The 19610-nt window shown below is 54.4% G+C and carries 13 protein-coding genes; 9 read left to right on the forward strand and 4 right to left on the reverse strand.

The window, feature by feature from the left end:
* Positions 1 to 23: 23 nt before the first annotated feature.
* On the reverse strand, positions 24 to 2225 hold the full coding sequence (gene dcp / locus C9411_RS07960; protein ID WP_107226831.1) for a peptidyl-dipeptidase Dcp: 2202 nt from the start codon (positions 2223 to 2225) through the stop codon (positions 24 to 26).
* A gap of 316 nt (positions 2226 to 2541) precedes the next feature.
* Between dcp and C9411_RS07965 the strand changes: the two genes are divergently transcribed.
* The 9 genes from C9411_RS07965 (at position 2542) to C9411_RS07995 (ending at position 14173) form a co-directional block, all read left to right on the forward strand.
* Positions 2542 to 2817, forward strand: a complete 276-nt coding sequence (locus C9411_RS07965; protein WP_130018029.1) for a hypothetical protein — start codon at positions 2542 to 2544, stop codon at positions 2815 to 2817.
* Complete coding sequence (locus tag C9411_RS25570) at positions 2814 to 3101, forward strand: hypothetical protein (protein WP_125460888.1); 288 nt, start codon at positions 2814 to 2816, stop codon at positions 3099 to 3101. Before C9411_RS07965 ends, C9411_RS25570 begins: the two co-directional genes overlap by 4 nt.
* 80 nt (positions 3102 to 3181) lie before the next feature.
* A complete protein-coding gene (locus C9411_RS25805) occupies positions 3182 to 4708 on the forward strand; it encodes a hypothetical protein (RefSeq protein ID WP_175089916.1) in 1527 nt (508 codons plus the stop codon).
* 18 nt (positions 4709 to 4726) lie between these two features.
* Positions 4727 to 5167, forward strand: coding sequence for a toxin-activating lysine-acyltransferase (locus tag C9411_RS07975; RefSeq protein ID WP_063989778.1), 441 nt, complete (start codon positions 4727 to 4729; stop codon positions 5165 to 5167).
* 27 nt (positions 5168 to 5194) lie between these two features.
* Positions 5195 to 9001, forward strand: coding sequence for an AMP-binding protein (locus tag C9411_RS07980; protein WP_107226832.1), 3807 nt, complete (start codon positions 5195 to 5197; stop codon positions 8999 to 9001).
* Positions 9001 to 13146, forward strand: coding sequence for a non-ribosomal peptide synthetase (locus tag C9411_RS07985; RefSeq protein WP_107226833.1), 4146 nt, complete (start codon positions 9001 to 9003; stop codon positions 13144 to 13146). The genes C9411_RS07980 and C9411_RS07985 overlap by 1 nt, the downstream gene beginning before the upstream one ends.
* 244 nt (positions 13147 to 13390) lie before the next feature.
* Complete coding sequence (locus C9411_RS07990; protein WP_049196799.1) at positions 13391 to 13651, forward strand: hypothetical protein; 261 nt, start codon at positions 13391 to 13393, stop codon at positions 13649 to 13651.
* A 24-nt stretch (positions 13652 to 13675) separates the two neighbouring features.
* Positions 13676 to 13843 carry a hypothetical protein gene (locus tag C9411_RS25700; protein ID WP_154805963.1) on the forward strand — a complete coding sequence of 56 codons (168 nt, stop codon included), beginning with the start codon at positions 13676 to 13678 and terminating at the stop codon, positions 13841 to 13843.
* 42 nt (positions 13844 to 13885) lie between these two features.
* Positions 13886 to 14173, forward strand: a complete 288-nt coding sequence (locus C9411_RS07995; RefSeq protein ID WP_025302730.1) for a hypothetical protein — start codon at positions 13886 to 13888, stop codon at positions 14171 to 14173.
* 185 nt (positions 14174 to 14358) lie between these two features.
* On the opposite strand, the gene C9411_RS08000 is transcribed toward C9411_RS07995, so the two are convergent.
* From C9411_RS08000 to guaD, 3 genes are all read right to left on the reverse strand, one after another.
* A complete protein-coding gene (locus C9411_RS08000) occupies positions 14359 to 16458 on the reverse strand; it encodes a peptidase domain-containing ABC transporter (RefSeq protein ID WP_107226834.1) in 2100 nt (699 codons plus the stop codon).
* Positions 16451 to 17737 (reverse strand): HlyD family secretion protein, encoded by a 1287-nt coding sequence (locus C9411_RS08005; protein WP_033648236.1) that lies wholly within the window; start codon positions 17735 to 17737, stop codon positions 16451 to 16453. Before C9411_RS08005 ends, C9411_RS08000 begins: the two co-directional genes overlap by 8 nt.
* Before the next feature lie 441 nt (positions 17738 to 18178).
* Positions 18179 to 19501, reverse strand: a complete 1323-nt coding sequence (gene guaD / locus C9411_RS08010; protein ID WP_063989773.1) for a guanine deaminase — start codon at positions 19499 to 19501, stop codon at positions 18179 to 18181.
* Positions 19502 to 19610 lie beyond the last annotated feature (109 nt).

The raw sequence follows: 19610 nt of genomic DNA on the forward strand, positions 1-19610 counted from the left end.
TTACTTACCGGGAATGGCCGAACTTACTCGTCCTTCAGCCCGCGGTTGATCAGCATCGGCTCGATGCTCGGCTCTTTGCCGCGCCAGTCGATGTACAGCTTCTCCAGATCCTGACTGTTGCCGCGCGACAGGATCATGTCGCGGAAGCGCTGGCCGTTTTCGGCGGTCAGGCCACCGTGTTCGGTGAACCACTGGAAGGCGTCGTCCGCCAGCATTTCCGTCCACAGATAGGCGTAGTAGCCCGCGGCGTAGCCGTTACCCCAGATGTGCTGGAAATAGCTGGAACGGTAGCGCGGCGGCACGTAGCTGAGATCGACCTTGTCTTTTTGCAGCGACTCAGCCTCGAACTTGTCCACGTCCTGCTGCGGCTGATCGGCGGTCAGCATGTGCCAGTGCATGTCCAGCAGCGCGGCGGACAACAGCTCGGTCATGCTGTAGCCCTTGTTGAACTTGTCGGCCTTCTTGATCTTGTCGACCAGTTCCTGCGGCATCGCCTCACCGGTCTGGTAGTGCTTGGCGAAGTGGCTGAACACTTTCGGATCGCTGACCCAGTGCTCGTTGAACTGCGACGGGAACTCGACGAAGTCGCGCGCGGTGTTGGTGCCCGACAGGCTCGGGTATTCCTGATCGGCGAACATGCCGTGCAGCGCATGGCCGAACTCGTGGAACAGGGTGATTACGTCGTCATACGACAGCAGCGCCGGCTGGCCCGGCGCCGGTTTGGTGAAGTTGGCGACGTTGTAAATCACCGGCTTGGTGCCGTTGAGCTTCGACTGATCGACGAAGTTGCTCATCCAGGCGCCGCCGCCCTTGTTGTCGCGCTTGAAGTAGTCGGTGTAGAACAGCGCCAGCGATTTGCCGTCCTTGTCGAACACTTCATACACCTTGACGTCCGCCTGGTAGACCGGGATGTCCTTGCGCTCTTTGAAGCTGATGCCGTACAGCAGGTTAGCGGCGTAGAACACGCCGTTGTTCAGCACGTTGTTCAGCTCGAAGTAAGGCTTGATCTGCGACTCGTCCAGATCGTACTTGGCCTTGCGCACCTGTTCGGCGTAGAACTGCCAGTCCCAGGCCTGCACCTTGAAGTCGCCTTTCTGCTGGTCGATCACCGCCTGAATGTCTTTGGCTTCACGCTCGGCGCGCGCGGTGGCCGCCGGCACGATATTGCGCATAAAGCTCAGCGCGGCATCCGGCGTCTTGGCCATCTGGTTTTGCAGTTTCCAGGCGGCGTAGTTCGGGTAGCCCAGCAGCTTGGCCTGCTCGGCGCGCACCTTGGCCAGACGGGAGATGGTTTGGCGGGTATCGTTGCCGTCGCCCTTCTCCGCACGCGTCCAGGAGGCGTCGAACAGCGCTTGGCGGGTGTCGCGATCTTTCAGGCTCTGCAGCAACGGCTGTTGCGTGGTGTTTTGCAGCACCAGCAGCCACTGTTTCTCCAGCTTGCGTTCGGCGGCCGCCTGGGCCGCCGCAGCCAGCTCACCTTCCGACAGGCCGTCCAGCTTCGCCGGGTCGGTTATCGCCAGCGCGCCGTTTTTGCTCGCCGCCAGCAGTTTGTTGGTGAACTGGGTGCTCAGCGTCGCCGCTTCCTGGTTCAGCGCCTTCAGCTTGGCCTTGTCGGCGTCCGACAGATTGGCACCCGCCAGCTCGAAGTTCTTGTAGGTCACTTCCACCAGCCGGCGCGATTCCGGATCCAGCTTCAGCGCATCGCGATCCTGATAAATGGCCTTGATGCGCGCGAACAGCTTGCCGTTGAGCATGATGTCGTCGTTCAATGCCGCCAGCGTCGGCGAGGTTTCTTCATCCAGCTTCTGCAGCGCATCGCTGGTGTTGGCCGAGGTCATGGCGCCGAACACGTTCATCACCCGCGTCAGCAGCGAACCGGCCTGCTCCAGCGCCACCAAGGTATTTTTGAAGTTGGGCTTGGCCGGGTTGTTGGCGATCTTCTCCACCTCTTCCCGCTTTTGCTTGATGCCCGCTTCGATCGCCGGCGCGTAGTCGCTTTCCTTGATCAGGTTGAACGGTGGCGCCTGGAACGGCAGACGGCTTTGATAGAAGAACGGATTCTGAGTCTTTTGCTTGTCGTGCTGATTGGCTTCACCGGTCACGGTAGCCTCCTTCGCCTGGCCGCTGGGCAGCGCGCTATGGTCGGCGTGAGGTTGGGTTTCTGCTGCCTGTGCCTGCGAGCCCAGCGCCATGCCGATCGCCAGCACCAATGTGGATAAACGCATCAAATCGAAACTCCTCCATGTTCACGGAATAAGGTCTCGGGGAATCACTCCCTCTGAATCACCTCCTAGCTTAGGTGCAGTTGGCAGTTTGAGCAAAAACAAGTGATTAGAAGTTAGCCGCCTCGCCGGCCGCAGCCAGAAACGTCGGTGACATCTTTATTTTTTTATTTCCAGCACATAGTCACTAAATGTAATCATTTTATGATTAATTAATTCAATACCATGATAAATAAAGAAGAATCATAAAATACCCTGTTGACTTATCCGGTTACCCAATGTAACTTGATGTAAATTTTGATTAATGGAGCTAATCAAATTGCAGCTTATAACGGAAATAGTTCTTATTGTCATTTTCATCCTCATTATCAGTGCGATTTATAAAAACGCGAAGAAAAAAGGCTTGCGCACGTACCATATCGTCATGCTGTTCTTGATATTCCCCCTTGCCGTATTTTTAGACTATTGCCTGCAGCGCCAGGCGATCCTTTTGGATACGGCGGCCCTTAAAATCACGGCAATGTATGGTTTGCCGATGGCGGTTATTTTTTCGCTTGTGTTATCCATTACCTCTCGCAAGAAGGAGCTTAAATGAGAGCCTTAACGGAAGTTGAGTTGTCATGTATTAACGGATCTGACGGCAATGATTCTTATAATCCGACTTCGCTTATTGTCGGCAGCCTGAGCACAATAGCGAAATTGCCCACCCCCGTATCATTAGCCGTGGGCGTGGGCACGGAAATCGCTATTCAGGCCGCACCGCACATGCCGGTTAACGTTGCTATTCCACAGGTTCCCATGGGCCCAACATGGAATGGCAGTGGCGGTGGTCGCCCTTCACCGTCGTCGTCACTTTCAACACCGGATTCTTCAAATTAAAAAACGCGGCCTTATTACCCCTTGTATAATAAGGCCGGTATTTAACTTGCCCTGCACCCATAAAAATAACGATTTAAAAAATGAAAAACCTCGCCATGCTTCACGAAAGCTTGATTCCTTTCGTCGCAAAAAAGACAGGTGCTCAATTACTCTGGCACAACGGATTAAACCCTGCAGAGCAGAGCGAACTGAAAAATGAGACCAGCTATCTCATCGAAGAAAATAATCGTCATGCTATTTTTGATGACGGCACGCCGCTCTTAAACGATGAAAAAGTCTTTTTCGCCGAACGTTATGGCGGCGGGGCTATTTCGCGCAACGGCGGCGGCGCACGCTGTGGCTTTGATGGGCGATGGCAGGTTAAAGGCATCGGAGCCAATGCGTTAGTCGGTCAAGGGGCGAAGCATGTCGATGGCGAGTTGACAATGACCGGCGCAGTATTGGAGGCATTATGGGGAAACGTCATGGCCAAACTGCTGCCTTACGGTGCCGTGCCCAATAAGGCGATCTTGCTGACCGACAACCCCATCGCCACCCTCTCTCCTGCATCGGCGGGAGGCGTCCATAACCGCAAGGCGTTGCTGGTGCGCGAACCCGTCGTGCGCCCTGCACATTTTTGCCGCGCGCCCTACTATCATCCTCATGATGCGATGCAAAGGCAGCCTTCGGATATTGAGCGGACCAAAAAGCTCATTGTCGCCGCACCAACCTTTCTGCCTCGTCCCTCTGAGTTTGACGCTGCGCGCTGGTTGGCGTTGCCGCAGGAAGAACGAGCCTTCTACGGGCTCTGCGAGCTTGCACGGCGCCTTGCGACGCAGATAGCTTACTGCCGTACCCGCCATTTGGTGATGATGACCTCACCCTCCAATTGCGATATGGCCGGCAGGCTGCTGGACTTTCATGGTGTTCGCAGTGTTTTTCCCGCAGAACGTCGCGATCCCGGCCGCAGCTACATTCAGCACAACAAACTCAACGAAGACGCCCCTTTGTTGCTGAGAGGCGTGCAAGATCTCGCTTTTTATTTAGCCAAGCATCAATTTGGCCCGGCATTTCTCGCGGCAGCGCACCAAGGCATCGGCGCGGCCTTTAATATGGCCTACACGCGAGCCTGCCTGCTGGATAATCTCGGTATGGCGGGTTTTGACTCTGCATTTTTACAACGCCTGCCTCTCACCGCCGACTGGTTCGCCTTAGGCGAACGCTTGCAAAAAATGTTCGATTTGGCTCCCGGCATCTTTAGCCGTCGACAAGGTCTGGGCCAGGGGAATGCTCATCCGGCGATTGCCCTGTTACATCGGCTCATCGACTCGCCCGTCAGGGTTTCCGCCGAACAACAGGGTACGACAGCGGAAGAGAGATTTTCTCTGGCATTCCAGCGGTTATACGCGAAGTACCTTCAGGAAACATCAGCGGATCAAACCGCCGCCGGATTACAACAGGCGATGAAGCAGACCGTCACCAGAAGGTTGGGCTCCCGCGCGTTCATGCGCCGTGAAGTGATTTTTCAAGAAATTGCCGGCTGGCGCGGTGAATTCAGCGAGATCAGCGAACAGTTGCAAATCTATCTGGATCGTTTCGAGCGTCAGGCGATCAACGTATTACAATAATAATGCTGAGGATATTTCGTGAGTTTTATCAAAGAAAACCAGCAGGGTAAAAGTAAGTTCAGTCAATACGAGAGCCTGGGCTTCGCCGTTAGCTGTATGTTGATGAATAAAAATTACAGTTTGTACCATATAAAAACGTTGCAGCTATGGACTCAGGAAGCGATTAATCAAAATCAATTCAAAATATTATTCGATCATTTGGATAATCCGTTAGGATATATAACCTGGGCCTACCTGAGAGATGAGACGCTGGGTCGATTTATTAACGATCCGCAGTTTCTTCTGCATAACTCAGAATGGGATGAGGGCGGCACGCTGTGTATTTTAGACTTTTGCTGCAAGCCAGGCAGCGCGCATTTATGTTTGGAACACCTTAAAACAGTTTACCCAATCGCAGAACGTCGCACGGTTGTATGGCGTTCCCGCCGAACGGGCAAACTGATGACGGTAAAAAAATAAAGAAAAATAAACATCAGGGATGAGCCGATGAGCAAGCATCAACTATTGGATTCACAGACGGGATTTTACTATGGCACCAAAATCGGCGATGACAAATCGAGCTATAATATCGCGGAATATGTCGAAATAAATCACACTCTCGATATCGCAAGAATGAAACGTGCCATTCATCGCGTCATCAGCCAAACGCCGACGTTGCACGTTTTGTTTGATGAAGATAACGGCACGCCTTATCAATATCCCGTCACCGCCAACATCTCAGTGGAATGGGTAGATCTTTCACAGCACGCCAACGATATGGCCACCGCTATCGAATTAATGGAAGCGGATGCTAAGCGCCCCTTCTCGTTGAACGCTGCGCCGTTATTCAGACAAAAAATCATCAGACTGGGTGAGCAACGCTTTCTGTGGTATTTCTGCAGCCACCATCTGCTGCTTGATGGTTACGGCACTTATTTGCTGATCCATCAAGTGGCGCAGGCCTACCGAGGCCAAACGCAGCAACCGCAAGACGTACCTGCGATCGATGCCTTGCTCAGGGCTGAATCTGAGTACAAACAGTCAGCCGCCTATCAAGCGGACCGACATTTTTGGCAAACGGCCAGCACCTCACTGCCAGACCCGATGACATTAGCCTGCGCTAATATTCCTTCGGGACAGACGATCCGCCATGTGACGTCGTTGCCCTATCCTGCCGAGCGCCTTGCGCTGCAAACCGGGCACCCTTCTTGGCTGGCGCGCACTTTCGTGGCAGTGATGGCATATTTGTACTTGTGTACCGGCGAGAAACAGCAAACGATCGGCGTCCCAATGATGGCGCGAACAGACTTCCTGACGAGGCAGGCGCTGACTTGCAAGACCAACGTTGTTCCCTTGACTCTCGATATTGAGGACACGGCCTCATGCCGACAGTTGGCGCAAACCATTGAACACATACTCAGGCAACTCAAAAAACATCAAGCATTCCGTTACGAAGAGATAAAAAGTCTGCGGAGCGTCACCAGCCGCTCGCCGCTGTTCAACATCGTGGTCAATATCATTCCCTTTGAAGCGGCAGCCTCATTTTCTTCCGCGCAGCGCAGCGAAATCCGTAATTTACGCTCAGGAGGCGCGCAGGATCTGGTCTTCAACATGCGTCCCGATCTCGATAACCAAACGCTTCGGCTGGAGATCGATGCCGACTCAGGGCTTTACGATGCGGCCAGCCTGGTGCGGCACAGCCAGGGGATACAGACCTTGTGCGCCTTGCTGTACGACAACCCGGAAAATCTTTCCGTCGCGGCATTGCGACAACGTTTCCCGCTCTCGCTGCAGGGTAAAGCAGCCAACGACAACGTGGTCGATATAATGCAACGTATCGATCGTGCCGTCGTTCAAGCGCCGCAACGCACGGCGATCCTCACGCCCGCACACGCTTCGTTGTCGCTAAGAGCGCTGTCTTATGCCGTTTTGCAGCAACAGTGGCGTGCGCTGGCCGATGCCCTGGCCCCCGCCCGTGCCGCGAACACCGTGCTGTTGCTCGACTTGCCGCAAGGGCCGGAAGCCATCATCTGCATGCTTGCTGCGCTGCAGTTGAAAATGCCGTTCGTCAACCTGAATGCCAAAGGGGATGGCGTGGCTCATCGTCAGCGACTTGAACAATTTAGCGACGCTATCCTGATTACCGATCGCACACTTCCCTCCTTTCATTCCGAACCTGACGCATTGGCGCATTGGCGCGCATCGACACTCGATATGCCGGCGGATTTCGCGCACTTCACCGTGTTTCGCCGGCAAACAGCGACTGAGGCGCCGGCGTTCCCGGACGGAACCGGCTATATCATGTTTACCTCTGGCTCGACGGGAATGCCTAAAGGCGTGATAGGCGCCCGACATGCTCTCAGCGTTTTTGTCGATGCGGCGATAACATGCTATGGCATTCAACCGCACGAACGCGTGTTGCAATTTGCGCCCTTGCATTTCGATGCGTGCATTGAAGAAATTTTCATGACGCTGGGTGCCGGCGCCCACCTGTGTATCGCCCCCGAGGCCGTCAAGCACAGCTTTGCCGCGTTCTTCACATTCTGCGCCGATCATCAAATCAGCCTGTTGGATCTGCCGACCGCCTACTTTAATGAGATGCTGTTCGCCTCCGGTGGTGAACAGACGCTGCCGCCGGCCGTCACTACCGTTATCATCGGCGGCGAAAGCCTTTCACCGCGATCCAAAGAACGCTGGTTCGCGCACTATCCCAAAGGCAGAAAGTTATTCAACTCCTACGGCCCAACCGAGACAACCGTGGTGGCGACGGCCGCGGAAATCAAAAACGATGGCACCGCCGTGACGATAGGCGCACCGCTGGACGGTATATACACGGCGATCGTCGGCGAGGATCTCAGGCTGTTGCCGCTCGGCTGCAGCGGCGAATTACTGATAGCCGGAGCGACCGTCGGCCTGGGGTATTTGCATCAGCCAACGCTGAGCGCGGAAAAGTTCGTCACCCTTGAGGTTAACGGCCATCCCATGCCCGCCTTTCGTACCGGCGATATCGCCTGCCAGCGCCAGGATGGGCAGTTGCTGTTCCTTGGCCGCAAAATTCGTGAAGCGAAAATCGCCGGGCAACGCGTCAATATGGGTGAGATAGAAAGCTGTCTGGCCCGGTTGCCCGCAATTGTCGAAATTGCCGTACTGGCCAAAAGCGGCGACGCGGGAACGGAACTGTATGCGCATTATCACAGCCGGCAGCCGCTCAGCGAGGCAATGCGCCGAACGCTGTACGGCGAACTGCCCAGTGCACATATTCCTCAGCGCTTCGTGCATCATCCAACGCCGCTGGTCAAACTGGCTAACGGCAAGATTGATTATCGCACCCTGGAAAGACAATCCCGGATGCCTGAACCCACACGGGAATTGCGTTCGACGACATTCAACACCCTGGTGCATGAGGTTTGGCTGGCGACGCTGGGGAGTGACGATGGCGACTTCTTCACGCTCGGCGGTGAGTCGCTGCAGGCCATAAAAATCATTAACGCGCTTAACGCCCACTGTCGGTTGGATCTGAACCTGAGCGACATTTTTGAACATCCGAGACTCACCGATTTCTGCCGACACCTAACGCAGCTGGCCCATGCACGCTATGGCCTGGATCCGCAGCATCTGAACATCCGATGCGCTATCGGCCGCCGCCTGTCAACCGAGGCGCCGGCCAGCAGCCGGCTGTTTATTCAATCACCCGAAGGCGCAGATGAACGGCTTTTGTTGGCCGCCCTCGCCGACAAACACGGTGTGGACATTCTGTCACCGCAGGCGTTGCCATTGCATGCTGAATGGCCGCTGAACGCGGCCATATTCAACGTACCGAACGAAGCCACGCAATATGCCAGTTGGCTTGATGCGCTTTCGGCCCTGCTGCACGCCCTGCCCGGCCGAGTTAACTACATGATCTTTATGCATGATACGGTCGGCGGCGCCAGACTCACGCAAGGCCTGCTGCGCGATTTTCGGCATGAGCGACTGCTGTTGCTGCATAAAGCCGATTCGCGCCGCCAAGCTGTCGACGCCGGCGTTACTGAGTTGATAGCCTTTTCCGCGCGGCTTGGCTATTTCCCGCACATCCGGTTCGATACGGCCAATGGGCGATTGAACGGCTGCGTACTGAGGATCTTCGGTTTCGATGATGGCGAGAATTTCGATCATCGCGCCGCCTTCACAATGGCACAGCGGAGAAACCCGGGAGTGCAGTTGTGTAGCTTGTCGCATTGGCTGAATTTGATTTCCGCCCACAGCGACAAACGCCCGAATAAAAGCGGTCGAACAGGGAACGCTATCGACGTCAACATGGAAGGAGTGCACTGATGAGCGTCATCGGCCTGATCAATCTGATGGAAATGGCGAAACAGGGAGCCACATTCGGCGAGCTGTCGCCTCGACGCCAAGCCATCGAGCATGTCGACGCCGCCGCACTCAGTGCGGTGCAGGAAGACATCACCGCATTTTTATCTGTTTGTACGCCAGATAATGCAGAGCGAGACACCGGGGAGAAGCCTTGTTACACCGTCAATCACTACGCGGGGCAATACCTGTGGCTGTATGAAAACTTCACCAAGAACAGCCCGCTGTATAACATTCCGATCGCCAAAGAGATCCTGGGGCCCTTTGAACCCGCGCGTTTACTCACCGCGCTGAAAAAACTGCTCAAGCGGCACGGTGCGCTTTGCGGCCGCTATCGGCTAGACGGGGAAACCATCACCGTTGACATCGTGCATCCTGATGAAACCATTTTCGAACACAGCCTCGAGGACATCAGCGGGCTGAATAGTGAGGAGCAGCAAAAAAGTATGCTGGCGGCGCTTAACGCCCAGTGCACGATTCCGTTTGATCTCGGTGCCGAGTATCCCCTGCGCTGCCGGATCTTGAGAAAGAGCGCGCAGCACCACTATCTGTTCTTGACCTTTCACCATTGCGTGGTCGACGGCTGGACGGCCAATTTGCTGGTGGATGAACTGAGCCGTGGCTATCACGCGCACAAAGAGCATGGTCATTATGACAACGGCCAGGCGTTTTTCCGCTATCTTGAAGACCCTTTCCTCGCCGTCGCCAATGTCGATGACAGCATGGCGTTTTGGCGCGATGAACTGGATGGTGCGCCGGAAAAACACGCGCTTGAATACGATATCGCCATCACCGCGGCAGGCAAAACACAGAATATCGTCAGAACATCGCTGACGAACGAACTGCAGTCGGCCCTGGCCCAGTTAGCCAAACATAACGGTACGACGCTGTTTACGCTGTTGCACTCCGCCTTCGCGTTACTGATTGCCAGAGAATCTGCGACGGAGCGTGTAGTCATCGGTAGCCCGATCGCCAACAGGAACGAGCCGACGTTAAACGACGCCGTGGGCAGCTTCGTCAACACGATCGCCCACCAATTCATCATCACTGGCGACGACAGTTTCACCACGCTGCTGCAAAAGAACGCAAATAAATTTGCGCGCGCTTTCAAACATCAAGGGTTGCCATTCTCTTACCTGGTTGAACAACTCAAGCCCACGCGCGGCAAGTTTCACCCCATTTTTCAAATCATGTTCGTCTGCCAACATCGCAAAAGCAATGAGCTGAATATTGGCGGTGCGCAGGTTAACACCCTGCCGAGACGCTATGCGCCGCCCAAGTTTGATCTGGTTCTGGAAGTGATTTCCAGCGTGGAGGGCATTCAGTTGGAATGGCAATACAACGCCAAGCTATTTACGCCGGAGCGCATTAACGGATTGGCGCAAGCTTACGCATTACTGCTGCAGCAAATTGCCTGCGATCCCTCGCGGGCCGTCGGCCACTATTCGCTGGCGTCAATGGCCGATAACCGGCAATTGCGTCAGCTCTCCGTCGGACAGGCGATGCCCGCATCCTTGCGGCAACCTCTTTCCGATCGGCTGTTACACACTGCTCTCCAGCAGGCGGATCGCCCGGCGTTGTACGAGGGCGATAGCGTGTGGCATTACGATCGGCTGTTGCGGCACGCCGGCCTCGTGGCGCATTGGCTGATCGCCCATACCGCCCCAGGCGCGCTCATCGCCATCGATCTTCCACGTGGCGCTCATCAGGCTATTGCGGCGCTCGGCGTGATCCTCGCCGGACGGGCCTACTTGCCGTTGGCCGCAGGATTGCCGGATGCCCGCGCAGCGGCCATTATGCGGATATCAGGTTGCGCCTGGGTTTTGAGCAACCAGGCTCACCATCACGCCCGCTATCCGCAGACTATCCGCGTTCAGGATCTGGAGGCGCTGTTTTCCCCTCATGTCCTAGACACAGCGCCCTTTCCGCCAGGCGAAGCGGAAGCGCTCGCCTATGTCATTTATACGTCGGGGACGACCGGTACGCCAAAAGGTGTGGCTATGGAACAGGGGGCCGTCACCAATACCTTGCTGACTATGAACCGACTGTTTAACGTTTCTCATCGTGACAACGTATTGGCACTCGCCGATCTGGCCTTCGATTTATCGGTCTATGACCTGTTAGGCAGTTGGCTAGCCGGTGCATCAGTAACGGTGCTATCGCCGCACGAAGCGAAAGAGCCGTCAGCATGGCTAAATGCGATACGCCAGCGGCAAATCAGCATCTGGAACTCGGTTCCCGCCATCTTGCAAATGCTGGTGCAATATTGCGCACAAGAAAACATCCTGTCGCTGCCTCAACTGCGGCATATTTGGCTGAGCGGCGATCGCATCTCTCCACAGCTGATCGCCGAGGCACATCGGCTTTGCCCCAACGCCACCATCACCAGCCTTGGCGGTGCCACTGAAGGGGCAATATGGTCAATTTATCATCCGGTCACACGAGATACGCACTACAGAAACGCCATCCCCTATGGAACCGCATTGCCAAATCAGAGCATATGGGTGTTGAATGAAAAACTCGAGCCGTGCGGTTTCGGCGTTACCGGCGACATTTATATCGGTGGCGTTGGCGTTGCCCGCGAGTATTGGCGCGATAGCCAAACCACCGCCGGCAGCTTTGTGCTTTTCCCAACCACCGGAGAACGCATATACCGCACCGGCGATCGCGGCCGTTGGCATCGCAGCGGTTACATCGAGTTTCTCGGCCGCGAAGACCAACAGGTGAAACTGCAGGGTTTTCGCGTCGAATTGGGTGACGTCGAATTCGCGCTCAAAAGCAGCGAACTGGTCGCTGAAGCGTGTGTCGTCTGTCGCGATGAAACCGGGAACGGCACACCGCATCTGGAAGCCTACATCACATTGACCGAGGCGGGGAAAGCCAGCGTCCAGGCAGAGCAAAGAATACGCGAGCAGGTTACGGCCGCATTGCCCGCGTATATGGCGCCATCCCGCTATCACCTCATTGAACGTTTCCCGCTTTCACGCAACGGCAAATTGGATCGCACCTTGCTCTCGCCAGTCACCGAACGGAGTCAGGCCAGCGAGGTTACACCCGCTGCGTCCGCGGAACTCATGCTACTACGAGAGCTGTTGGCGGATACGTTAGGCTGTACTCCAGACAAGATCGACCCACATGCCAGCTTCTTCAGCAATGGCGGCAGCTCGCTTTCCGGCATCACGTTCTTGGGCAACATCAAGCGCGCCCTTAATGTGGAATTAACCCTGGCGGAAATCCTCGGCTACTCACAGCTCGATAAACTTGCCGAGCGTCTGCGCGAGAATGCGCCCCTGCCGTTATCGATGCTGTCCGGCTCAGCCGATCGCCCCTCTCTGCCCACCTTGTATTTGGTGCATGGCGCCGGCGGCCAGGTTCATCAATATGCAAAGTGGACAAAACAGCTTTGCGCCTGCGCCAACATCATCACCATCGCCAGCCCGGGGTTGGCCGCACCCGGTGCCGACGACACACTCACCCTGCAGCGATTGGCCGCCTCCCATTTGGCGGCCATACCGCGTGCCAAACGCGGCACGGCCGTTATCGCCGGCTGGTCATTGGGCGGCCAATTAGCTGTCCATATGGCGGCGCAGGCCACGGAACAAGGCGCGCCCTTTGCGCATGCGTTGGTTGTCGACAGCGGTTTGCCCGCCCAGCGGACCGCCGTGAAGCGACGTTTCAGCGTGGCGCAAAGTTACCTCAGTCTGTTCGACTCTCTCGGTATTGCGCGCCATTTGTGTCGGCATCAAGAAACGAATGCGATAGACAGCTTCGCCGACGAGATAAAAATGCACTATGCGCTGAATCAGAGCGTGCTTGCGGAGAAGATCACGCTGGAACATGCCGAAACCTTCTGTTGGGCGCTGAAAAAATCGTTCGAACTGACGAATAACGCCGGCCCCCTGCCGCAGATAGCGATACCGCTGACGCTTTGGCTTAGCCAGCAACGTCAGCGTAAACACCCCCAGCTTGCACAACGCTGGGAGATGCAATCCTCGCATGGCGTTCAACTCAGTTATTGTGCAGAAACGCATTACAGCATTTTAAACAACGCTCAACTTCTTCGAGCGCTGACGCAATTGCTGCGCGCGTTATCAACATCATTGGAATAACGCGAGAAGATACCTCCTATCAATCAAACCTATCGAGGCAATGATGAAATTACCAAGCAGTTGGATTTTTTTGTTCTGCTTTTACTACACATTTATGGATATTTTTTATTCGTTATTTTTTTCCGAAGACAGGAGGTTTACCAGCACAATCATTCAATCCTTTATCTTTTCAACCTTGCTAGTGGCATTTTTCTGGTATCGGAAAACTGCAAAAACCAAAAACCAATAATATAAGGAAGTCATTATGAGAGAGCTTACACTTAATGAAGTGAACTTTATTGCGGCAGCTGGGGATTTCAGCTATGCGGAATTGGGCGGGGCCGTCGCTGCCGGCGCGGTTGGTGGCGCGATGACCGGCGCCATGGCTGGCGGCGTCGGTGCCGGCCCAGGCGCTGTTGCCGGTGCCGTTATCGGTGGTGCCGCCTATACCGCTGGCAAAATGGTGGAATCCATGTTGGGTGGCAATAAACAAACATCGACGAACAATCCTGCCGACAGTAACTAATGTAGGAAGATTCGTATCCATCATATGAAAAAATCATTCATTGTATTGTTCGCCATTTTAATCGGGCTTGTTGTTGGCACGACTGCGGATTATTTCAGCCTCAATCGTTTCTTGAAATACGCCCTTATCGCCTTTGCCGTTATCGCCACGCATAAATTGCTCAATAGCGATCGCGGGCAACGCTCAGCATGATCAACGTGGCTTATTTTAAAATTTAATTACTAAGGAGCAAGTATGCGCAATCTTACCTCTGAAGAGTGTTCAATCATTTCCGGTGCAGGAGATCGCAGCGGTACATTGACGGTTTCCGCAGAAACTGTCGGCGCAGCGATCGGCGGCGGAATCGGCTCTATCGGCGGCGTGGCGGGCGGCGTTGTCGGCACCATTGTCGGCGGTGCTGTCGGTAACTATGTCACCGGCGATCGTGCCCCCGGCTCAGTTGGCCCATCAGGCATTCCCTGGGGCGGGAGCAACGGCGGCGGTACCATGTGGGGGAACAACAACAATACCGATTCGAACTGATCGGGGCCCTGCAAGCCTCGCGGTTGACCTCAGCGGTTAACATTGGCTTCAGCGCCTAAAGCGTCACTTCATGCCAGGGTTATCATTGTGATAACCCTTTTTTCATGGGCTCACCACCGGGTGAGCTGTGCGGTTGACGTAGCGAAAATATCGGGGTGAAGTGGCCAGGTAAAGCGAAGCTGACGTTACCCGAGTCGAATGACTCTATCCGCAGAGGCAATCGTCGACGGACGGTGCGCAATAATCACGCGGGTAATGTTCAGTTGTGAAATAGCGCGGTTAATATGGGTTTCATTATCTAGATCCAGGTGGCTGGTCGCTTCGTCCATAAACAGAATGCTGGGGCGACGATAGAGCGCACGGGCTATCAATAAGCGCTGTTTCTGCCCGCCAGAAAGGCTTCCCCCCAGTTCGCCGATCAATGTTTCATAGCCCATCGGCATGTTTTGAATATCATCATGCATATTGCAACGCCGTGCGCACGCCTCAATACGCTTCAGATCCATTTCGGCATCAAATCCTGAAATATTTTCAGCGATAGACCCCGCCAGCAGCTTGTCATCCTGCAACACGCAAGCGATGCATTGGCGATAATTATTAACGCCAATGTTGCTGATATCCATACCGTCGACCAGCACGGCCCCTTCATCCGGCGATAGCAGCCCACACATTAACTTCATCAACGTGGTTTTACCCGCGCCGGAGGGACCGACAATCGCCACGCTTTCTCCCGCGGCAATGCTGAGATTCAAATCCGCGATAATGGGTTTCGCCAAGCGATCATACTGGTAGCGCAGATTCCGCACCTGAAGCTCCGCGGCGTTGCCTTTTGTGAAGAGCTGGCGCGCGGGCATTTGCGATTCCGGTGACGAAAGCACAATGTCCGCCACCCTTTCATTATGCAAACTCAACATTCGCAGCTGAAGCATCATGTCGATCAGGCTGCTGGCACGCTCCGAAAACTGCCCGCGGTAGGCGTTAAACGCGATAAACATGCCGATCGTCATTTGATTGTCTATGACCAATGCTGCGCCGAGCCAAAGGATGATCACCTGATCGCAGGTGGCGATAAACGCCCCCAGGCCGCCAAACATCATGTTTAATTTGGTCAGCTTGATACCGGCATTGATCGTTTCTACGTTTAGATTCAGCCAATACTGCGAACGGGTTTCAGATAACCCCAACGCCTTTAACGTACTGACGCTATACAACGTTTCCATGAAATGAGACCCGGCTCGCGCCCCTTTCACCAACTGCTCTTCCGACAGCTGCCGATAATATTGATAGGTCGACAGCCTGAGAATAACGTATATCGCCGTAAAGCCGAGCACCACCCAAACCAACCAGCCGCCATAGAGCAGCATCATGATAAATACGCCTACGGACATGATGCCATCAATAATACTGCTGACGATGCTGGTAGTGAAAGTCGCTCTTATCGTATCCAATGAGCCGAAGCGGGATTGAATATCACCCAACTTGCGCTTCTCAAAGAAGGAAAGCGGCAATTTCATCAGATGATCGAATACTCCCGCCTTCCATTGCACGTCTATCAACGCGCCCATGACGATAGAGATCCACGAGCGCAACATGGATACGCCGGTACGGAATAAAATAAAGAACAGCAACCCTATGCATATCAGCGCTAAAAGATCATGATCGCCGGCCAGAATCACATGGTCCATGACCAACTGCGTACCGACGGGCAACAGCAGATTAACCGCTTCAATCACGATCGACAGACAGAAGATCTTTAGCAAGGCCCCTTTGAGGCCGCGCACATTGCTCATCAGCTTGCGAAAACGCAATCTGCTTTGCTGTTTGATCGGCTGAAATTCACTGTCTGGCCATAGCTCAAGCGCTACGCCGGTAAAATGCCGCGACAGTTCATGCAACCCCAGCACTTTACGGCCAAAGGCAGGATCATGGATCACCGCCCGCCCTCGGCTGACACTGACAAGCACCACGAAATGCTTCATGTCCCAATGCAGAATACAGGGCATTTTCAATGCCTTAAGCTCATCGATATTCAGCGATAACGCTCTGGATTGCAGTTTCAGTGCGCTCGCGATGTCAATCAGCGCGGACAGCGTCGCCCCGCGCGAAGAAAAGCCGTAGCGGCTGCGCAAATTAAACAGATCGATTTGCAAGCCATGGTAATGGCATACCATCGCCAGACTGGCGAGCCCACATTCCGAGGCTTCCGTTTGCAGGATCTGCGGCACTTTGCGGCGCAGCGACAAATTGAGTTTGCCCTTTAGCGCGTCGAAATAAGATTCAGTCATTGATTGGCCCCATCAGGCTGTTTTTCATATCGTAGAAAGGCGAGAACATCCATTGATATAAAGGCCTTTTTTCCAGAAACAGCGTGGATTGAGCCCGCATGCCGTTAGTGAGCTGCAACGCCTTGCCCTGATAACTGATATGCGTTTCATCCAGGGAAACGGTGACCTTGTAATAAGATGCCGTTTGCGCGTTGGGCTGATGCACGGGAGAACTGCTGTAAGTTGACATTTCTTGCATGGAGGCCGGCACATAAGCGATGCTTTCTATCCTGCCGGGAAACTGGCCAAACTTCTCATAGGGGAAAGCGTCATAACGAATGTTAATGGCGTCCCCCGCTGACACATACGGCACACTGGCGTTCGGCAACCATAAAACTAGCTGATAAATCGCGCCATTACGTGGAATAATCTGTACCAGACTGTCACCGCTATTGACCATCTGACCCGGGGTAACGCTGAGAGATTCAATGCGGCCATCGCTCGGGGCGTTCACGATCAATGCGCCGCTGGCATCGGCTTCCGCTAACTGCCGTTGCAAATCATTACGCTGAAACTGGTACTGTGAAATTTGATTATCGAAATCTGCCGCGCGCGTAACGATGTCGCTTTCCAAATTCGTAATTTGCAACGATTCCTGAATGTGTTGGCTATGCAGGTTTTGGAACAGACTTTGTTGTTGATAAAACGAATAGGTTTGTCCGCTAAGCTGATCTTTGGTAATCAGACCGCGCTGCTGATATTCCTTATAGGAACGCATGTTGTCCTGAGCAAATGCCACCCCTTCTCGTGCGTTATCCAACAGCTGTTTGGACTGCATGTGCGCCAATTCATACTGTTTTTTTTGCGCGCGTAGATTTTCCAGCGTCATGCGCTTGTTGTCTTGCAACTTAAGGATGATGCTGTCGACGTGTTTTAACTGGTTTTCCAGCGCCAGGCGCGTATTGGCGCTCACTTTCCCGTTATCCGTCACCCGGCTGACATCAATCTGATAAAGACGCTGACCTTTTTTAACCACGTCGCCCACTTCGACGAAGCGTTCCGAGATAAAACCCTGCTGGGGTGCAAACACATTGACTGAGCGGGGGAAGGTGGTGATTTCACCATAAACATTAATGCGGCGCGTATAATGACTGAATATAAGAAAAGAGAGGAAAACAAGAATAAATAAAAACGACAAAAGACCAAAGCACCAGGCGGGCAAGCCGTTTATTAATAAGGCCTTACCCGCCCATTTCGCCCGCTGATGATCCGTGGCTTCCTGTCGAAACAAATCACGCATGAAATCCCTTTCCAGAAATAAAGCTCAAGCCAATCCTGGCTCGTAAAATGCGGAAGTACACTGAAAAAACAGCAACAGTGACTAAAACAAGCCCGTTGCTTTTTAAGCAGTGATATCGTAAAGATAATTATTCTCATTATGATATAGAGCACCCCAAAGAAATGCAATGTTTTTTACGCACTTATCCAGCAACATGGCTGTATATCACTAGGTATATTCATAAAAAAACCAATAAAGAGCCTCCTAACCAAATAGCCGTATTCATACTACATCGCGTCATGTTCAATAAATAATCATGCCCCGCCCTTCCATTGTCTGCTTTTCATCCACAGCGTGTGCAGCAATAACGCTATCAAGGCTTCCACTTCCTTATCGTTAAAATTGTCGCCACGCGGTGTCGGCGTATTCCAATATGCCTTTGCGCCAACACCGCGAATGAAATCAGTCTGACTCCGCCGCCTGATAAACCACCTTGCCGTCCACATAGGTGCGGTAAATATTGCGATCGTCCCCCAGCGTCATCAGCACGAACCCTTGCTCCGCCGGCGTGGCGCTGTTGGCGTAGCGTAACTGCTGCAGCGGCGTGACCGCCGGATCGAGCACCACGAAATCCGCCTCTTTGCCGACGTTGAAGTTGCCGATTTTGTCGTCCAGCGACAGCGCGCGGGCGCCGCCCAGGGTGGCGTGGTAGAACGCTTCTACGGCGGAGAGCCGGTAATGCTGCAGCTGGCCGACTTTGTACGCCTCGCCCAGCGTGCGCAGCATATTGAAGGTGGTGCCGGCCCCCACGTCGGTGCCGATGCCAAGCTTCACCCGCTTGCGCCAGGCCTGCTGCAGGTCGAACAGCCCGCTGCCGAGGAACAGGTTGGAGGTGGGGCAAAACGCGATCGCCGAGCGGGTCTCGCACAGGCAGTCCCACTCCTGATCCTCCAGATGCAGGCAGTGAGCGAACACGCTTTTTCCGCCGGTCATGCCGTAACGGTGGTAAACGTCCAGATAGCTTTGGCTCTGCGGGAACAGTGATTTTACCCAGGCCACTTCCTGCGGATTCTCGCTCAGGTGCGTTTGCAGCCAAACATCGGGGAATTCTTCGCGCAGCCGCTGCACCTGCGCCAGCAACGCCGGCGTACTGGTGGGCGCAAAGCGCGGCGTAATGGCGTAACCGAGGCGGCCTTTGCCGTGCCAGCGTTCGATCAGCGCACGTGTCTGGCGGTAACTCTGCTCCGGCGTTTCCAGCAGCGCCTGCGGCGCATGGCGATCCATCATCACCTTACCGGCGATCAGGCGCATGTTCAGCGCTTGCGCCTGGCTGAACAGCGCATCGACCGACTGCGGATGCACGCTGCCGAACACCAGCGCGGTGGTGGTGCCGTTGCTCAGCAACTCCCGCAGAAAGAAGGCCGACATCTCGTCGGCGTGCTGCTCGCAGCCATAACGGCTTTCGGTCGGGAAGGTGTAATTGTTTAACCAGCCCAACAGTTGGTCGCCATAGGCGCCAATCATTTCGGTTTGCGGGTAGTGGATATGGGTATCGATAAACCCCGGCACGATCGGTTTGTCGCGATACTCCGTGACCGCGAAACCCGGCGGCAATAGCGCCTCACCCTGCTGCCAGCTACCGAACCAGACGATGGTGCCCTCGTTGAGCAGCAATAAACCGTCGGGAATGTGCCGCAGGCGTTCGTCGAGCTGTTGCGGTTCCTCCACGCAGGCGGTGATGTCAAAAAAATTGCCACGAATAGCCGTGGTGAATTGCAGTGCCATTATTTTCTTCCTTGTGACGACCGGCCAAGCTCACCCGCGTAATCATCTGCGCCGATGAAGCAATGCCTTTTGTTACCCCAAATTAAAGACCGGGTTAAGCATAGCAAGC

Source organism: Serratia sp. Nf2 (assembly GCF_003028435.1).
Taxonomy (GTDB): Bacteria; Pseudomonadota; Gammaproteobacteria; order Enterobacterales; family Enterobacteriaceae; genus Serratia; species Serratia marcescens_L.

Bases quoted from the DNA above. Each gene is read 5' to 3' on its own strand.
- dcp (WP_107226831.1), bottom strand. From the start codon at position 2,225: ATGCGTTTATCCACATTGGTGCTGGCGATCGGCATGGCGCTGGGCTCG.
- C9411_RS25570 (WP_125460888.1), top strand. From the start codon at position 2,814: ATGAGAGCCTTAACGGAAGTTGAGTTGTCATGTATTAACGGATCTGAC.
- C9411_RS25805 (WP_175089916.1), top strand. From the start codon at position 3,182: ATGAAAAACCTCGCCATGCTTCACGAAAGCTTGATTCCTTTCGTCGCA.
- C9411_RS07980 (WP_107226832.1), top strand. From the start codon at position 5,195: ATGAGCAAGCATCAACTATTGGATTCACAGACGGGATTTTACTATGGC.
- C9411_RS07985 (WP_107226833.1), top strand. From the start codon at position 9,001: ATGAGCGTCATCGGCCTGATCAATCTGATGGAAATGGCGAAACAGGGA.
- C9411_RS07990 (WP_049196799.1), top strand. From the start codon at position 13,391: ATGAGAGAGCTTACACTTAATGAAGTGAACTTTATTGCGGCAGCTGGG.
- C9411_RS25700 (WP_154805963.1), top strand. From the start codon at position 13,676: ATGAAAAAATCATTCATTGTATTGTTCGCCATTTTAATCGGGCTTGTT.
- C9411_RS07995 (WP_025302730.1), top strand. From the start codon at position 13,886: ATGCGCAATCTTACCTCTGAAGAGTGTTCAATCATTTCCGGTGCAGGA.
- C9411_RS08000 (WP_107226834.1), bottom strand. From the start codon at position 16,458: ATGACTGAATCTTATTTCGACGCGCTAAAGGGCAAACTCAATTTGTCG.
- C9411_RS08005 (WP_033648236.1), bottom strand. From the start codon at position 17,737: ATGCGTGATTTGTTTCGACAGGAAGCCACGGATCATCAGCGGGCGAAA.
- guaD (WP_063989773.1), bottom strand. From the start codon at position 19,501: ATGGCACTGCAATTCACCACGGCTATTCGTGGCAATTTTTTTGACATC.